General features: G+C 73.4%; 16 protein-coding genes. 8 read left to right on the top strand and 8 right to left on the bottom strand.

Annotation, left to right across the window (positions count from 1 at the left end):
* Window positions 1-100 precede the first annotated feature (100 nt).
* Window positions 101-880 carry a DeoR/GlpR family DNA-binding transcription regulator gene (locus ACFCXS_RS19625; protein ID WP_376644603.1) on the bottom strand — a complete coding sequence of 260 codons (780 nt, stop codon included), beginning with the start codon at window positions 878-880 and terminating at the stop codon, window positions 101-103.
* Between the two features lie 134 nt (window positions 881-1,014).
* Between ACFCXS_RS19625 and ACFCXS_RS19620 the strand changes: the two genes are divergently transcribed.
* A complete protein-coding gene (locus tag ACFCXS_RS19620; RefSeq protein WP_376644602.1) occupies window positions 1,015-1,896 on the top strand; it encodes an SIS domain-containing protein in 882 nt (293 codons plus the stop codon).
* 117 nt (window positions 1,897-2,013) lie between these two features.
* Window positions 2,014-2,874 carry a ketose-bisphosphate aldolase gene (locus tag ACFCXS_RS19615; protein ID WP_376644601.1) on the top strand — a complete coding sequence of 287 codons (861 nt, stop codon included), beginning with the start codon at window positions 2,014-2,016 and terminating at the stop codon, window positions 2,872-2,874.
* Here the strand turns inward: ACFCXS_RS19615 and ACFCXS_RS19610 are convergent.
* Window positions 2,864-3,994, bottom strand: a complete 1,131-nt coding sequence (locus ACFCXS_RS19610; RefSeq protein ID WP_376644635.1) for a methyltransferase — start codon at window positions 3,992-3,994, stop codon at window positions 2,864-2,866. The genes ACFCXS_RS19615 and ACFCXS_RS19610 overlap by 11 nt on opposite strands.
* A 68-nt stretch (window positions 3,995-4,062) precedes the next feature.
* Here ACFCXS_RS19610 and ACFCXS_RS19605 point away from each other — a divergent pair, with 68 nt between their 5' ends.
* The 4 genes from ACFCXS_RS19605 (at window position 4,063) to ACFCXS_RS19590 (ending at window position 7,508) form a co-directional block, all read left to right on the top strand.
* Complete coding sequence (locus tag ACFCXS_RS19605; RefSeq protein WP_376644600.1) at window positions 4,063-4,797, top strand: alpha-ketoglutarate-dependent dioxygenase AlkB; 735 nt, start codon at window positions 4,063-4,065, stop codon at window positions 4,795-4,797.
* Window positions 4,794-6,041 (top strand): ROK family protein, encoded by a 1,248-nt coding sequence (locus ACFCXS_RS19600; RefSeq protein ID WP_376644599.1) that lies wholly within the window; start codon window positions 4,794-4,796, stop codon window positions 6,039-6,041. The genes ACFCXS_RS19605 and ACFCXS_RS19600 overlap by 4 nt, the downstream gene beginning before the upstream one ends.
* A gap of 142 nt (window positions 6,042-6,183) precedes the next feature.
* Complete coding sequence (locus ACFCXS_RS19595) at window positions 6,184-7,074, top strand: NAD(P)-dependent oxidoreductase (protein ID WP_376644598.1); 891 nt, start codon at window positions 6,184-6,186, stop codon at window positions 7,072-7,074.
* A gap of 11 nt (window positions 7,075-7,085) precedes the next feature.
* Window positions 7,086-7,508: a PPOX class F420-dependent oxidoreductase gene (locus ACFCXS_RS19590; RefSeq protein ID WP_376644597.1), complete on the top strand. Its 423-nt coding sequence runs from the start codon at window positions 7,086-7,088 to the stop codon at window positions 7,506-7,508.
* Window positions 7,509-7,526: 18 nt separating this feature from the next.
* Here ACFCXS_RS19590 and ACFCXS_RS19585 read toward each other — a convergent pair whose 3' ends face one another.
* Genes ACFCXS_RS19585 through ACFCXS_RS19575 form a run of 3 tightly spaced genes read right to left on the bottom strand, consistent with a single transcriptional unit; the run spans window position 7,527 to window position 9,599 of the window.
* On the bottom strand, window positions 7,527-8,435 hold the full coding sequence (locus tag ACFCXS_RS19585; protein WP_376644596.1) for a phosphotriesterase: 909 nt from the start codon (window positions 8,433-8,435) through the stop codon (window positions 7,527-7,529).
* Window positions 8,432-9,010, bottom strand: a complete 579-nt coding sequence (locus tag ACFCXS_RS19580; protein ID WP_376644595.1) for a DUF4865 family protein — start codon at window positions 9,008-9,010, stop codon at window positions 8,432-8,434. Before ACFCXS_RS19580 ends, ACFCXS_RS19585 begins: the two co-directional genes overlap by 4 nt.
* A gap of 10 nt (window positions 9,011-9,020) precedes the next feature.
* Window positions 9,021-9,599, bottom strand: a complete 579-nt coding sequence (locus ACFCXS_RS19575) for a TetR/AcrR family transcriptional regulator (protein WP_376644594.1) — start codon at window positions 9,597-9,599, stop codon at window positions 9,021-9,023.
* Window positions 9,600-9,762: 163 nt separating this feature from the next.
* Between ACFCXS_RS19575 and ACFCXS_RS19570 the strand changes: the two genes are divergently transcribed.
* Window positions 9,763-10,047 carry an SHOCT domain-containing protein gene (locus ACFCXS_RS19570; RefSeq protein WP_376644593.1) on the top strand — a complete coding sequence of 95 codons (285 nt, stop codon included), beginning with the start codon at window positions 9,763-9,765 and terminating at the stop codon, window positions 10,045-10,047.
* Between the two features lie 246 nt (window positions 10,048-10,293).
* Here the strand turns inward: ACFCXS_RS19570 and ACFCXS_RS19565 are convergent, their stop codons facing one another.
* Together ACFCXS_RS19565 and ACFCXS_RS19560 are read right to left on the bottom strand one after the other, a co-directional pair.
* Complete coding sequence (locus ACFCXS_RS19565; RefSeq protein ID WP_376644592.1) at window positions 10,294-10,836, bottom strand: ATP-binding protein; 543 nt, start codon at window positions 10,834-10,836, stop codon at window positions 10,294-10,296.
* 183 nt (window positions 10,837-11,019) lie between these two features.
* Complete coding sequence (locus ACFCXS_RS19560; RefSeq protein ID WP_376644591.1) at window positions 11,020-11,343, bottom strand: hypothetical protein; 324 nt, start codon at window positions 11,341-11,343, stop codon at window positions 11,020-11,022.
* A gap of 345 nt (window positions 11,344-11,688) precedes the next feature.
* Between ACFCXS_RS19560 and ACFCXS_RS19555 the strand changes: the two genes are divergently transcribed.
* Window positions 11,689-12,813 carry a PLP-dependent cysteine synthase family protein gene (locus tag ACFCXS_RS19555; protein ID WP_376644590.1) on the top strand — a complete coding sequence of 375 codons (1,125 nt, stop codon included), beginning with the start codon at window positions 11,689-11,691 and terminating at the stop codon, window positions 12,811-12,813.
* A gap of 74 nt (window positions 12,814-12,887) precedes the next feature.
* Here ACFCXS_RS19555 and ACFCXS_RS19550 read toward each other — a convergent pair whose 3' ends face one another.
* Window positions 12,888-13,718, bottom strand: a complete 831-nt coding sequence (locus ACFCXS_RS19550; RefSeq protein ID WP_376644589.1) for a DeoR/GlpR family DNA-binding transcription regulator — start codon at window positions 13,716-13,718, stop codon at window positions 12,888-12,890.
* Window positions 13,719-13,747 lie beyond the last annotated feature (29 nt).

Below are 13,747 nucleotides of genomic sequence, written 5' to 3'. Positions count from 1 at the left end.
CGCCGGGCGGATGGCCCCGTCCGCAGCCGCCGTCGGACCGCCGCCCGACCGTAACCGCCGGACCGCCGCCATGGGACCGCTGAGCAGCCGGCCGCCGCCGTCAGACCGTGACGACCCGCAGCCCGGCCTCCTCGAAGCGCCGCACCGTGCCCGTGTCGGCCGCCGTGTCCGTGACCAGGGTGTCCACCGCCTCGGCCGCGCAGATCCGGGCGAACGCCCGCTGCCCGAGCTTGCTGGAGTCGGCGGCGACCACCACCCGCTCCGCCCGCTCGCACAGCAGCCGGTTGATCGCCGCCTCGGCCTCGTCGTGCGCCGCCGCACCGTGGACGACGTCGAAGGCGACGACACCGAGCACCGCCACGTCGACGGTGATCTGCCCGAGCACCCCGTCCGCGAGCGGCCCGACCAGCTCGTAGGACTGGGCCCGGGCCACCCCGCCGGTCAGCACGATCTTGAACTGGGGCCGCACCGCCAGCTCGTTCGCGATGTTCAGGGCGTTCGTCACCACGGTCAGGGCGGGCGCCCCGGACGTCAGGTCCCCGCGCACGGCCAGCGCCCGCGCCACCTCGGTCGTGGTGGTCCCCCCGGTCAGCCCGACCGCCTCGCCCGGCGCCACCAGTTCCGCCACCGCCTTGGCGATGCGCTGCTTCTCCGAGGCATGGCGGGCCGACTTGTAGCGCAGCGGCAGCTCGTAGGACACGCCGTGCACGACCGCGCCGCCCCGGGTGCGCACCAGCATCTGCTGCTCGGCGAGCCCGTCGAAGTCACGGCGGATCGTCGCCGCCGACACCCCGAGCTCCGCCGCCGCGTCCTCGACGTCCAGCCGGCCGCGCTCCACGAGCAGTTCCAGCAGCGCCTTCCAGCGGGCGTCGCGCGACATCCGCACCTCCACGTCTCGATCTCCGGCGACCCTAGCGCACCCGAACCTCACCGGATGCTTGATGATGCTCGAAAGATGGCTATATCTTGCAGGAACAAGCAGATCGGGCGGGCTCCTGGAGCGGAGGGTGCGGGATGACGCATGTCGAGGACGAACTGGCGAGCCAACCCGAGTGCTGGGAACGCGCAGCATCGGAAGCACCCCGGTTCCTGAAGGCGCTGCCGGCACCGGGGGAGCGGGTCGCGATCGTCGGCTGCGGCACCTCGTACTTCATGGCACAGGCCGCCGCGGCCCTGCGCGAGGGCGCGGGCCAGGGCGAGACCGACGCCTTCGCCGCCTCGGAGTTCCCCCACGGCCGCCGCTACGACCGGGTCGTCGCCCTCACCCGCTCCGGCACCACGACCGAAGTCCTGGACCTGCTGGCCCGGTTGAGGGACGGCACCCGCACCACCGCGATCACCGCCGACCCGGACACGCCCGTGACGACGGCCGCCGACGACCTCGCCGTCCTGGCATTCGCCGACGAACGCTCCGTCGTGCAGACCCGGTTCGCGACCACGGCCCTCACCCTGCTGCGCGCCCACCTCGGCCTGCACCCCGGTACCGCCGTCACCGACGCCCGCACCGCCCTGACCGAGCCGCTGCCCGAAGGGCTCACCGCATGCGGGCAGTTCACCTTCCTGGGACGCGGCTGGACCGTCGGCCTGGCCAACGAGGCCGGACTGAAGATGCGTGAAGCCGCGCTGGCCTGGGCGGAGGCCTACCCGGCGATGGAGTACCGGCACGGCCCCATCAGCGTCAGCACCGCGGGCACGGCGACCTGGATGTTCGGGGACGCACCGGACGGACTCGCCGAGCAGGTGCGCGGCACCGGCGCGTCGTGGATCTCCGGGCACCTCGACCCGCTCGCCGAACTGGTCCGCGCCCAGCGCCTGGCGGTCGCCGTCGCCGCGTCCCGCGGGCTGGACCCCGACCGTCCGCGCCACCTCACGCGCTCGGTGATCCTCGCCCCCTGACCCAGGGCCTGTCGCCCGGACCACGCCGCGGGCGCGTGGCTCCGCACCCGGGAGGCGACGACGGGCCGCAGCCGAAGCCCCACGACCCGACCCGGACCACAGGCCCCAGGAGACCCCGTGCCCCTCACCACCACCGGCGACCTCGTCACCCGTGCCGCGACGGCCGGCTCCGCCGTCGCCTCCTTCAACGTCATCACCCTGGAGCACGTCGAGGCCGTCATCGCGGGCGCCGAGTCGGTGGGCGCCCCCGTCGTCCTCCAGGTCAGCGAGAACGCGGTGAAGTTCCGCGGCGGGCAGCTGCTCCCGCTCGCCCGCGCTGCCCTCACCGCGGCCGAACACGCCGCCGTGCCGGTCGCGTTGCACCTCGACCATGTGCGGAGCGACACCCTGCTGCACCAGGCCGCGGACGCCGGCTTCAGCTCCGTGATGTACGACGCGGCCCGGCTGCCCTACGCGGAGAACCTCGCGGCGACCCGGGCGGCGGTCGTCTGGGCGCATGCCCGAGGGCTGTGGATCGAAGCGGAGTTGGGTCAGATCGGCGGCAAGAACGGCAGACCGCCGCTGGACGCGCACGCCCCCGGCGCCCGCACCGACCCCGACGAGGCACGGGCGTTCGTCGCCGACTCGGGTGTGGACGCCCTCGCCGTCGCCGTCGGCAGCTCCCACGCCATGACCACCCGCACCGCCGCCCTCGACCACGCCCTGCTGAAACGCCTGTCGGCCGCACTGGACGTCCCGCTCGTCCTGCACGGCTCCTCCGGCGTCCCGGACGAGGAACTCACCGCCGCCGTGGCGGGCGGCATCACCAAGGTCAACATCGGCACGGCCCTGAACATCGCGCTGACCGGAGCGATCCGGGAGTTCCTCGCCGAGAGACCCGAGGCGGTCGACCCGCGCAGCTACCTCACCCTCGCGCGGGAGGCGATGGCACGGGCGGTGGCGAGGACCCTGCAGACCCTCGGCACCCCTACCGCTTGACGGCCTTCAGCACCACGAACTTCGGGTCGCTCGCCACGAGCCGGCTGTTGCCGAACAGCTTCCGCAGCTTGACGTGGTAGCCCAGGTGCCGGTTGCCGACCACCCACAGCTCTCCGCCCGGCCGCAACGCGCGCCGCGCACCGGTGAACATCCGCCGGGCCGTGGCGTCCGTCGTCGCCTGGTGGGAGTGGAACGGCGGGTTGTTCAGGACCAGGTCGACACTGCCGGACGGCACGCCCGCCAGTCCGTCCCCGACCCGGAACTCGGCCTGCCCCGACGCGACGTTCGCCTTGTACGTGGCCTCCGCCGAGGCCACGGCCTGGAACGACTCGTCGACGAACAGCACCTCGGCACCGGGGTCCGCCAGTGCCACCGACGTACCCACCACGCCGTTGCCGCACCCCAGGTCCACCACCCGGCCACCCCGCCCGTCAGGCAGATGCCGCAGGAAGAACCGCGTCCCGATGTCGAGCCGGTCGGCGCAGAACACCCCGGCGTGGTTGACGACGGTCCCGCCCGAGGCAGGACCGATGCCTTCCGGCAGCGTGTACACGTACGGCCACGGACCGGCGGGCCGCTCCAGCGCGGGGTCCGGCGTGCAGAAGATCAGCCGGGCCTTCTTCTCGGCGAGGGAGGTGCGCGTCGGGCCGAGGATCCGCTCGAACAACTGAAGCGTCGAGGTGTGGATCTCCTTCACCATGCCCGTGCCGACCACGACCGTCCCCGCGTGCACCGCCGGCGCCAGCCGCAGCAACTGGTCCTCCAGCAGCGCCAGGCTCTTGGGCACCCGCACCAGCAGCACGTCGATCCGGCCGGGCGGCGGATCCTGCGTGGTGAGCAGCCGCACCGCCCCCGGTTCGGCACCGGCCCGCGCGAGGTTGGCGCGGGTCGCCTCCCGCGTGAGCCAGGAGTCGGTGATCTGCACCGGCCGGTGCGCCGCGAGCGCCGTGACCAGCGCACCCCAGCGGTCCCCGAGCGCCACGACCGTGCCGTCCAACGGCACCCGCTCCTCGGCCAGATGCCTCAGCAGGTACTCGTCCGAGGCGTCCCAGGCACGCAGCCGGTCACGCGGGTCCTCGGGGAAACGGGTCAGCGCCGGCTCGCCCCACGGCGTCGTCATACGGTCGTCCATCGTGCGACCAGGCTAGCCCAGCCCCAGCTCAGGGCGTGTCGGGCACCATGGAAGGCATGGACGCCGAGCTGTTCCCCAGGGACCGCACTCAGGTCGCGCCCGGCGCCGTGCACCTGCCCGGCTGGCTGGACGCGGCACGCCAGTCGGAACTGCTCGACGCCTGCCGCGACTGGGCGCGGCCACCCGCCGGGCTGCGCACGGTCCGCACCCCCGGCGGCGGCACCATGACCGCCCGGCAGGTCTGCCTGGGCCGGCACTGGTACCCCTACGCCTACGCCGCCACGGTCGCCGACGGGGACGGCGCCCCGGTCAAGCCGTTCCCGTCGTGGCTCGGCGAGCTCGGCCGCCGGGCGGTCCGCGACACCCTCGGCGGACCCGCGCCGGACTACGACATCGCTTTGATCAACTTCTACGACGCCGACGCCCGCATGGGCATGCACCGCGACAGCGACGAGAAGTCCGATGCCCCCGTGGTGTCGCTCAGCCTCGGCGACACCTGCGTGTTCCGCTTCGGCAACACCGCGACGCGCACCCGGCCCTACACCGACGTCGAGCTGCGCAGCGGCGACCTGTTCGTCTTCGGCGGCCCCTCCCGTCTCGCCTACCACGGGGTCCCCCGCATCCGCCCCGGGACGGCACCGCCCGGGCTCGGGCTGACCGGGCGGCTCAACATCACCCTCCGGGTGAGCGGGCTCCGGCGCCCGCCGGACAGCGCCCCCGGCCGCGCGGCGAGGCCCGGCGGGCAGACTCGGCCACCGTCCCGGCGGATCATGGGAGACTCGCCCCCATGAGCGGGAAGGCGGACCCCCGGCAGGCGGGGAACGGGAGCACTTCGAGGGCGCGGCTGGACCGGGGGCGCGCAGCGCTCGGCCCCGCGCTGGAGCTCGTGCACACCGGACGCGCCCCGACCCGGGCCGTGCTCACCGCCGAGCTCGGGGTGACGCGGGCGACCGCCGGCGCCGTCGCCGTCGAGCTGGAGGCACTCGGGCTGATCCGGGTCGACGCCCGGCCCGGCGCTGCCGCCGGCTCGCAGGGCCGGCCCTCCCACCGACTGGCCGTCGCCGACGACGGGCCCGTCGCGCTGGCCGCGCAGGTGCACGCCGACGGGTTCCGGGCGGCGCTGGTCGGACTGGGCGGCCGGATCGTCGCCACCGCGCCCGGCTGCGAGGTCGTCGACGCGGACCCGGCCAAGGTGCTGGCCTCGGTCGTCGAAGCGGGTGCCGAACTGCTGCGTTCGACGGGGCTGCGGTGTGTGGGTGCGGGCCTCGCCGTACCCTCCGCCGTCGCCGAACCCGAGGGACTGGCGCTGAACCCGCTCCACCTGGCCTGGCCCGCGGGTGCGCCCGTGCGGGACATCTTCGCCGAGCAGGTGCGCGCGGCGGGCATCGACGGACCCGCGTTCGCCGCGAACGACGTCAACCTCGCCGCGCTCGCCGAGCACCGGCACGGCGCCGGCCGTGGCTCCCGGGACCTGCTGTGTGTGGCCACCGGCCACCGCGGCGTCGGCGGCGCGCTCGTCCTCGACGGCCGCCTGCACCGGGGGAGTTCGGGTCTCGCGCTGGAGGTCGGGCACCTCACCGTGCACCCCGAGGGACGCCCCTGCCACTGCGGCAGCCGAGGCTGCCTCGACGTGGAGACCGACCCGCTGGCCTTCCTCACGGAGGCCGGACGCGAACCGGGCCCCGAAGTGTCCCTGCTCCAGCAGTCCATCGACCTGATCCGCCACCACTACGACGACCCGGGCGTGCGCACCGCGGCCGAGGCCGTCGTCGACCGCCTCGGCCTCGGCCTCGCGGGCCTGGTCAACATCCTCAATCCGGATCGCATCATCCTCGGCGGCCTGCACCGCACACTCCTCGACGCCGACCCGGGCCGCCTGCGCGCGGTGGTGGCCGACCGCAGCCTGTGGGGCCAGAGCGGCGGTGTCCCCATCCTGCCCTGCACCCTCGACCACAACAGCCTGGTCGGCGCGGCGGAACTGGCGTGGCAGCCGGTCCTGGACGACCCGCTGGGGGCACTGGCCCCGCGGGCGTGACAGGCCGTCGGGCGCGAGACCGCGAGAGTGACCCCACGGGTATCAGGCGTGTCCGCGCCGGTTCCGGGAAGGCGCGCCGCTGAGCGGGCAGGCTGGTCCACGGGCAGTCCGCCCGCACCGCACCACCAAGGAAGTTGACGCAATGACCGACACACTCACCGTGAGCGTCCTGGGCACCGGCATCATGGGCGCCGCGATGGCCCGCAATCTCGCCCGGGCCGGACACACCGTCCACGCCTGGAACCGCACCCGGTCCAAGGCCGAGCCGCTGGCCGCCGAGGGCGTACGGGTCGCCGACAGCCCCGCACGGGCGGTCCAGGACGCCGACGTCGTCCTGACGATGCTCCACGACGGCCCGGCCGCCCTGAACGCCATGCGTGAGGCGGCCCCCGCGCTGCGCCCCGGCACCGTCTGGGTGCAGTCGACCACCGCCGGCATCGAGGGCGTCGCCGAACTGGCCTCCTTCGCCCGCGACCACGGCCTTGTCTTCTACGACGCCCCCGTCCTCGGCACCCGTCAGCCCGCCGAGGACGGGAAGCTGACCGTGCTCGCGGCCGGGCCCACCGAGGGTCGCGAGAAGGCGACGCCGGTCTTCGACGCCGTCGGCGCCCGGACCGTGTGGAGCGGAGAGGACGGGGCGCAGGCCGGTGCCACCCGGCTGAAGCTGGTGGCCAACAGCTGGGTCCTCGCCGTCACGGCCGCCGCCGGTGAGGCCCTCGCCCTGTCCAAGGCCCTCGGCGTCGACCCGCACGGCTTCTTCGACCTCGTCGCCGGCGGCCCCCTCGACATGGGCTATCTGCGCGCCAAGTCCGGCCTCCTCCTCGAGGACAGGCTCACACCGCCCCAGTTCGCGGTGGCAACCGCCGCCAAGGACGCCCGGCTGATCGTGCAGGCCGGCACCGGACACGGCGTCCGCCTGGACGTCGCCGAAGCGACCGCCGCCCGTATGGAACGTGCCGCCGCCCAGGGCCACGCCGACGAGGACATGGTCGCGGCCTACTTCGCCAGCTTCGACGAAAAGACCGACTCCTAGGAGGCACTCTCATGTCCAAGCCGCCGCTGCCGCCCGAGGCCGAGGCCCTGCTGAGCAAGCCCAACCCGTGCGTCATGGCCACGCTGCGCTCCGACGGCGCTCCCGTCACCACCGCCACCTGGTACGCGTGGAAGGACGGCCGTGTGCTGATCAACCTCGACGAGGGCCGGGTACGCCTCAAGCACCTGCGCCGCGACCCGCGCGTCACCCTCACCGTCCTCGCCGGCGACGACTGGTACACCCACGTCACCCTCATCGGCCGCGTCACCGAGATGTACGACGACGAGGACCTGGCCGACATCGACCTCCTCGCCCGGCACTACATCGGCAAGCCCTACCCGGACCGCGACCGCCCCCGGGTCAGTGCCTGGATCGAGGTCGACCGCTGGCACGGGTGGGGCTCGATGAAGGACAGCGACCAGGCCGGCGGCTGAGACCCTCGGCCCGGTCCGTCAGCGCCACTCGGTCCCGAACGCCCGGCCCGGGTTCTCCGTGAGGATGCGCTCGACCAGCTCCTCGCCCACGGCGTGCACGAGCCGGGGCCGCACCCGGCGCAGCAGGTAGGGCATCCCGGGGCCGCCGTCCACCGAGCGGGCGGCGGCCGTGGTGGTGTCCGCGCCCAGCAGCAGCCGGTCGCCGAACCCGGCGTCCGCCAGGGCCCGGACGGCGTCCGGCATCCGCCAGTCCGTGGCGTGGTGGGCGAGGGACGGCCCGTCGAAGGCCAGATAGCAGCCGTACTCCGCCGCCTGCCGGTGCACCACGAGGTCGGGGGAGCGGTTGAGGTGCCCGAGCACCACCCGGTCGGGCGGGACCCCCAACCGCCCGCAGAGCAGGTCCACTACGTCCAGTGCGCCGGTCCCCATCTCCAGGTGCACGGTGACCGTCGCGCCCGTGGCGTGATGCGCCTCGGCCGCCGCCGCCATGGTCCAGCGGGCGTGCGCGTCCAGCGCGTGGAAACCGCCCGCGACCTTGACGAGCCCCGCCCGCACCCCCGACGTCCCGATGCCCTCGGTGAGTTCGGAGACGAAGACCTGGGCGAGCCGGCTCCGCAGCCCGGCGAGCGTGCCCTCGTCGTAGTGCACGGCTTGGTGCAGACCGGTCGCGGCGACCACGTGCACACCGGTCTCCCGGGACAGCGGCGGCAGATCGGCGACCCGCCGCCCGAGCCCGTACGGCGTCCACTGCACGACGGCCCCACCGCCCCGTTCCCGGAACGCGAGCAGCTCCGCCCGCGCCGCCGTCACGCTGCGCAGCTCCTGGCCGGGCAGCTGTGGACTGCCGAAGAACAGATGGTCGTGGGCGTCGCACACCCCCAGGTCCCCCGGGGGCACGTCTCCCAGCACCGTGCGGACCGCGCTCACCACCCACGTCCCCGGGGCAGCCGGTCCCGGCCCGGCGCGGACAGGTGCAGTACCTCGAACACGTCGCCGTCGGGCTTGGGCGGCTCCTGCTCCCAGAGGCTGAAGCGCACCAGCTCCCAGCGGCTGGTGTCGACGGCCGCGGCGGCACACAGGGCCCCGTCCTCCGCCGCCAGCCGCCGGGCCTCGCCCACCGCGTCCTCCACGGTTTCGCCCAACGGCACGCCGTTCGGGACGGGTTGGCGGTGCCGTACCGCGAACCGCGCGTGCGAGCCGTTTCCTTCCTCGTACGCGAGCCCCGTCCACTGCCGCGCGGGCGGCCGCCCGAAGTCGTCACTCACCCCCTGGAACCCACCGCCCCACAGAAAGGCGTTCATCCCGTCGACGGTGTTCCAGAGGTAGAAGGGCGCGTACTGGTTGACCGGTGAGCCGCGCCGACCGCACTCGCGGATCAAATAGGCCTTGAGGCCGAGCCCGGCCCAGTCGTCGAGCAGATGACCCCGGCGGGCGACGCGGTCGCGGACGATGCCCATGTCGTAATCCGCGGGCAGGGTGAGCTCGTACTGCATGGCGTGCATGGTTGTCTCCTCAGGAGGACCGGGGTGCCAGCAGGGAGAGCAGGCCCCGGACTCCCGCGTCGAACGCGGCGGGGGAGCCGGAGGCGCGGGCCAGGACGTAGCCGCCCTGGACGGTCGCGACGACCGCCGCCGCGATCTCCCCGGCGTCGAGGCCGGCCGCGAACTGGCCCTGGGTCTTGCCCTCTTCGACGAGCCCGGCGATGCGCCCGCGCAGCCAGTCGAGTGTCTCGTCGACCGGCGCCCGCAGTTCGGCACTCGCGATCACGTCGGGGTCCATCGTCAGCCGGCCGACCGGGCAGCCCCGCAGCACGTCCCGCTCGCGGCGCAGGTACGCCTCGATCCGCTCGTACGGCGTGCCCGGACCGTCGAGCACTCCCGCGGCGGTGGCCCGCATCTGCTCGGCGGTCCGCCGGATCGCGGCCAGGGCGAGATCGGGCTTGCCCTTGAAGTGGTGGTACATGCTGCCCTGTCCGGCGTCCGCGCGCTCCAGGATCGCCTTGGGGCTGGTGCCCACGTAGCCGCGCTCCCACAGCAGTTCGCGGGTGGACTCGATCAGCCGTTCCGGGGTGCTCATGCCCTCACTGTACATACCAGTAGTTACAGAAGTCGAGGGCGTGCGAAGCACCAAGCTCCGCCCGCCTGCTCCCCGGGAGGTACACACGGTGCCGCCGGCCGTACGACGACCGGGGACCCCTTGCCGGACGACCCTCGAAAGCGACACACGACATGCAGCGATCGAGGAGTGGGACGACATGCAGACCCTGGCGAATTTCGGTGACGGTGGCGGGCCCGGCCCGTGGATCCTGCTGGTCCCGGTGATCTGGGCGCTGGTGATCGGCGGCGGCATCACGCTGCTGCGCCGCACCGCGTGGCGCGGACGTCGCGGCGGCCCCGGGCAGCGGTCCACCGTCGGGAACGACTCGCCCATCGCCGTGCTCGGGCGCCGCTTCGCCTCAGGCGACATCGACGAGGACGAGTACTGGCGCCGGCTGTCCGTGCTGAACGAGGAGTTCGGCCACAAGGGAGGTGCGGGATGATCAGGCGCGGCCGGCGCCCCGCGGGACCGTGACCGGTCCGGCGCGAGGCACGCCCGGACGTCCTGCGCGCCGTCGCGTCACCGTGACAGTGGCGTACACCGCGGGAGCGCGCGCGAGGGCGAACACCACCGGGTGCGCGCGACGGCGAACACCACGGGAGCGCACGCGACGGCGAACACCATGGGGGCGCGCGCCGCGGCGTACGCCCCCCGGCGTACCAGAGCGGGGACGGTGGTCACCGCCCGGTCAGCCGGCAACGGCGGACCGGGCGGGAGCATGGTCGGGCAGGAGCCCGTCGGTGGACGCCCCGACCTCGGCGAACCGGCGCTCGGGCTCGGCCGGCACCGTGCGCCGCGTACGGAGCGACGGCGCCGTCATCACGGGGGCGGACGTCGGCAGGGTGAACCACACGACCTTGCCGGACTCGCCGTCCGGCCGGACGCCCCAGCTCTCGCTCATGGCGGCGACCATGGCCAGCCCGCGTCCGCAGGTCGCCATGGGTGCGATGTCCTGAGGGTCCTCCACCACGGGCATGCGTGGATCGCCGTCGCGCACCGAGACCATGAGCCGGTCCAGCAGCAGCTCTATCTCCACGGTGCACGTCTTGTCGGGCTGGGCATGCCGGTGGACGTTGGACAACAGCTCCGTCACGCCGAGCGAGGCCCGGTCGATCAGGGGATCCAGATGCCAGTAGCGCAATTGCGCAGATACGATTCTGCGGACCTGGCCGATCCGCGACGGCAGGGCTTGGAGCTCCACCGTGCAGTGCCTGCTTGGGTAGCTGATCACGGCTGCGACTCCCCGACGTGAGGTCCGGAAGAACACGGGATTCGGATCCAGCAGGGCGCCTGCGTGACACTGCCGCCTGCTGTCGTGGCCGGCGGGCTGGTTCGCAGCGTTATCGCCGGTAAACCCAGAGTGACGTGAGACCAGAGTGACGCAGGGGGTGAGGTACCGCAACTCGCGGACATCTCAGTCGCCACGCCCCGCTGCCCTGCGCACGGCCTCGATGAAGCGCCGCGCGGCCGGCGGGCCCGGCTCTCCCGGTGCGGGGTCGTTCTCGCCCAGGGTGAGCAGGTACCGCTTGCCGTTGATGTCCGCCGTGGCCCGGCCATCGGGGCCGAACCACGGCCTGGAGGCGCGCACGGCCTGCACCGGGGCGCTGTCGATCTCGCTGCCGTAGCTGGTCAGGAGCTCGAGCCGGCCGTCGTTGATCCGGACCTGTCCGGCCCGGGTGAGCGAGCGCAGCCGTTTCCCGATCCGCACGCCCGTGGCCCTGAACTCCGGCTCTCCCATGCCACCCGCCCCCTTGGTGTGCGTCGGCGTACCGGCTCGCTCCGCGCGATGCCCGGTACGGGCTCGTGTCCTGTTCCAGTGTGCCCGGCCCTGGTCCCGCCGTGCAGTCTGCCCCCGCCCGGCGCCCAGCACCAGTGCCCGCGACGCCCTCGCCGGGGGGCGCCCGCAGCACGCTCACCATTGCGCCCCCGGGTCCACGCGCCCCCTTGCCCCGGCTCTGCTCCTGGGGGCGCTTTGGGGGGCTCAAAGGTACGTTTATGCAGGTGAGAAGCGTGCGCGAGGTGCCTATGATCGGAGGTGTCGGCCGCGCGACGCGTCGGCGGCGCGCAGCGTTAGGAGCCCCTCGTGAGCACTTCCCGGCAAACCCGGACCGGCGTGACCCTGGACGTCGACCACAGCGACGTCGCCTACCGGACGTGGCTCAAAGAAGCCGTCCGCAGAGTCCAGGCCGACGCCAACCGCTCGGCCGACACCCATCTGCTCCAGTTCCCCCTGCCGGAGCGGTGGGGCATCGACCTGTACCTGAAGGACGAGTCGACCCACCCCACCGGCAGTCTCAAGCACCGCCTGGCCCGTTCCCTCTTCCTCTACGGCCTCTGCAACGGCTGGATCCGGCCGGACCGGCCCGTCATCGAGGCCTCCAGCGGTTCGACGGCCGTCTCCGAGGCGTACTTCGCGAAGCTGATCGGCGTGCCCTTCATCGCCGTCATGCCGCGCACGACGAGCCCCGAGAAGATCCGCCTCATCGAGTTCCACTCCGGCCGATGTCACTTCGTGGACGACCCCCGCACGATGTACGCGGAGTCCGCCCGCCTCGCGGCCGAGACCGGCGGCCACTACATGGACCAGTTCACCTACGCCGAACGGGCCACGGACTGGCGCGGGAACAACAACATCGCCGAGTCCATCTTCCGCCAGCTGCGCCTGGAGCGGTTTCCCGAGCCGGCGTGGATCGTCGCCACGGCGGGAACCGGCGGCACCTCCGCCACCCTCGCGCGCTACGTCCACTACATGCAGTACGACACCCGCGTCTGCGTGGCCGACCCCGAGAACTCGTGTTTCTTCGAGGGCTGGACCACCGGCGATCCGGACGTCACCTGTGACTGCGGCTCCCGTATCGAGGGCATCGGCCGGCCCCGCATGGAACCGAGCTTCGTGCCCGGCGCGATCGACCGGATGATGAAGGTGCCCGACGCGGCCAGCGTCGCCGCCGTACGGGCCCTGGAGCGCGCCATCGGCCGCAAGGCCGGCGGCTCGACCGGCACCGGGCTGTGGAGCGCGCTGAAGATCGTCGCCGAGATGGTGTCCGACGGCCGGCAGGGCAGCGTGGTGACCCTGCTGTGCGACCCGGGGGACCGGTACCTCGACAAGTACTACTCGGACGCCTGGCTGGCCCGTCAGGGACTGGACATCGAGCCGTACACCGCCGCGATCGACTCACTCCTGAAGTCAGGCGTCTGGCCCGACTGAGCCCGCTCCCTCGGCCCCGCCCTCCGGGGAGGGCGCGGGGCGACGTACCGCGCGCGACCCTGGTCGAGGGACCGTCAGATGTCGTCGGTGTCCTCGGGCTCCCCGGCCACCACCAGCCGCCGCAGATGGTCCACGACCACCCCGCGCGCCTCTTCGGGCAGCCCGGCGTCCGTCACGAGCGTGTCGACCCGCTCCAGCGCGGCGAACGAACTCAGGCCCACCTTGCCCCACTTGGTGTGGTCCGCGACCACGACCACGCGGCGGGCCGACTGCACGAGCCGCCGGTTCGTCTCGGCCTCCGCGAGATTCGGCGTCGACAGTCCGGCCTCGACCGATATGCCGTGCACCCCGAGGAACAGCAGGTCGAAGTGGAGCGCCGCGATCGCCTGGTCGGCGACCGGCCCCACCAGCGAGTCGGAGGGTGTGCGCACCCCGCCCGTCAGTACGACCGTGGCCGCGCCCTGGCGCGGGCCCGAGGTGCGCTGCGCCGCGTGGAACACATCGGCGACCCGCACCGAATTGGTGACCACCGTGAGGTCCGGTACGTCCTGCAGCTGGTGCGCCAGCGCGAACGTCGTCGTACCGCCCGACAGGGCGATCGCCGCGCCCGGCGCGACCAGCTTGGCGGCGGCGCGTGCGATGTCCTCCTTGGCGGTGAGCTCCAGACCGGACTTGGCCTCGAAGCCCGGTTCGTGCGTACTCGCCTCGACCACCGGGACCGCGCCGCCGTGCACCTTCTCCAGCACGCCCTGGCGGGCGAGCGCGTCGAGGTCACGGCGGACCGTCATGTCCGACACGCCGAGCTTGCGGGTCAGCTCGTTGACCCGGACCCCGCCCCGGCGGCGGACCTCGTCGAGGATCAGGGATCTCCGCTGCTCCGCGAGGAGGTTCTGATTCTCGCTCACGTACGCTCCGGTCCTTTCGCCTCAATGCC

It is taken from the genome of Streptomyces sp. NPDC056373 (assembly GCF_042262425.1).
Lineage (GTDB): Bacteria > Actinomycetota > Actinomycetes > Streptomycetales > Streptomycetaceae > Streptomyces.
Note: the sequence above shows the minus strand (reverse complement) of the source record. Positions and strands in the feature narration are given on the sequence as shown.

Bases quoted from the DNA above. Each gene is read 5' to 3' on its own strand.
- ACFCXS_RS19575 (WP_376644594.1), bottom strand. From the start codon at position 9,599: ATGTACAGTGAGGGCATGAGCACCCCGGAACGGCTGATCGAGTCCACC.
- ACFCXS_RS19595 (WP_376644598.1), top strand. From the start codon at position 6,184: ATGACCGACACACTCACCGTGAGCGTCCTGGGCACCGGCATCATGGGC.
- ACFCXS_RS19570 (WP_376644593.1), top strand. From the start codon at position 9,763: ATGCAGACCCTGGCGAATTTCGGTGACGGTGGCGGGCCCGGCCCGTGG.
- ACFCXS_RS19590 (WP_376644597.1), top strand. From the start codon at position 7,086: ATGTCCAAGCCGCCGCTGCCGCCCGAGGCCGAGGCCCTGCTGAGCAAG.
- ACFCXS_RS19600 (WP_376644599.1), top strand. From the start codon at position 4,794: ATGAGCGGGAAGGCGGACCCCCGGCAGGCGGGGAACGGGAGCACTTCG.
- ACFCXS_RS19605 (WP_376644600.1), top strand. From the start codon at position 4,063: ATGGACGCCGAGCTGTTCCCCAGGGACCGCACTCAGGTCGCGCCCGGC.
- ACFCXS_RS19625 (WP_376644603.1), bottom strand. From the start codon at position 880: ATGTCGCGCGACGCCCGCTGGAAGGCGCTGCTGGAACTGCTCGTGGAG.
- ACFCXS_RS19560 (WP_376644591.1), bottom strand. From the start codon at position 11,343: ATGGGAGAGCCGGAGTTCAGGGCCACGGGCGTGCGGATCGGGAAACGG.
- ACFCXS_RS19580 (WP_376644595.1), bottom strand. From the start codon at position 9,010: ATGCACGCCATGCAGTACGAGCTCACCCTGCCCGCGGATTACGACATG.
- ACFCXS_RS19610 (WP_376644635.1), bottom strand. From the start codon at position 3,994: ATGACGACGCCGTGGGGCGAGCCGGCGCTGACCCGTTTCCCCGAGGAC.
- ACFCXS_RS19620 (WP_376644602.1), top strand. From the start codon at position 1,015: ATGACGCATGTCGAGGACGAACTGGCGAGCCAACCCGAGTGCTGGGAA.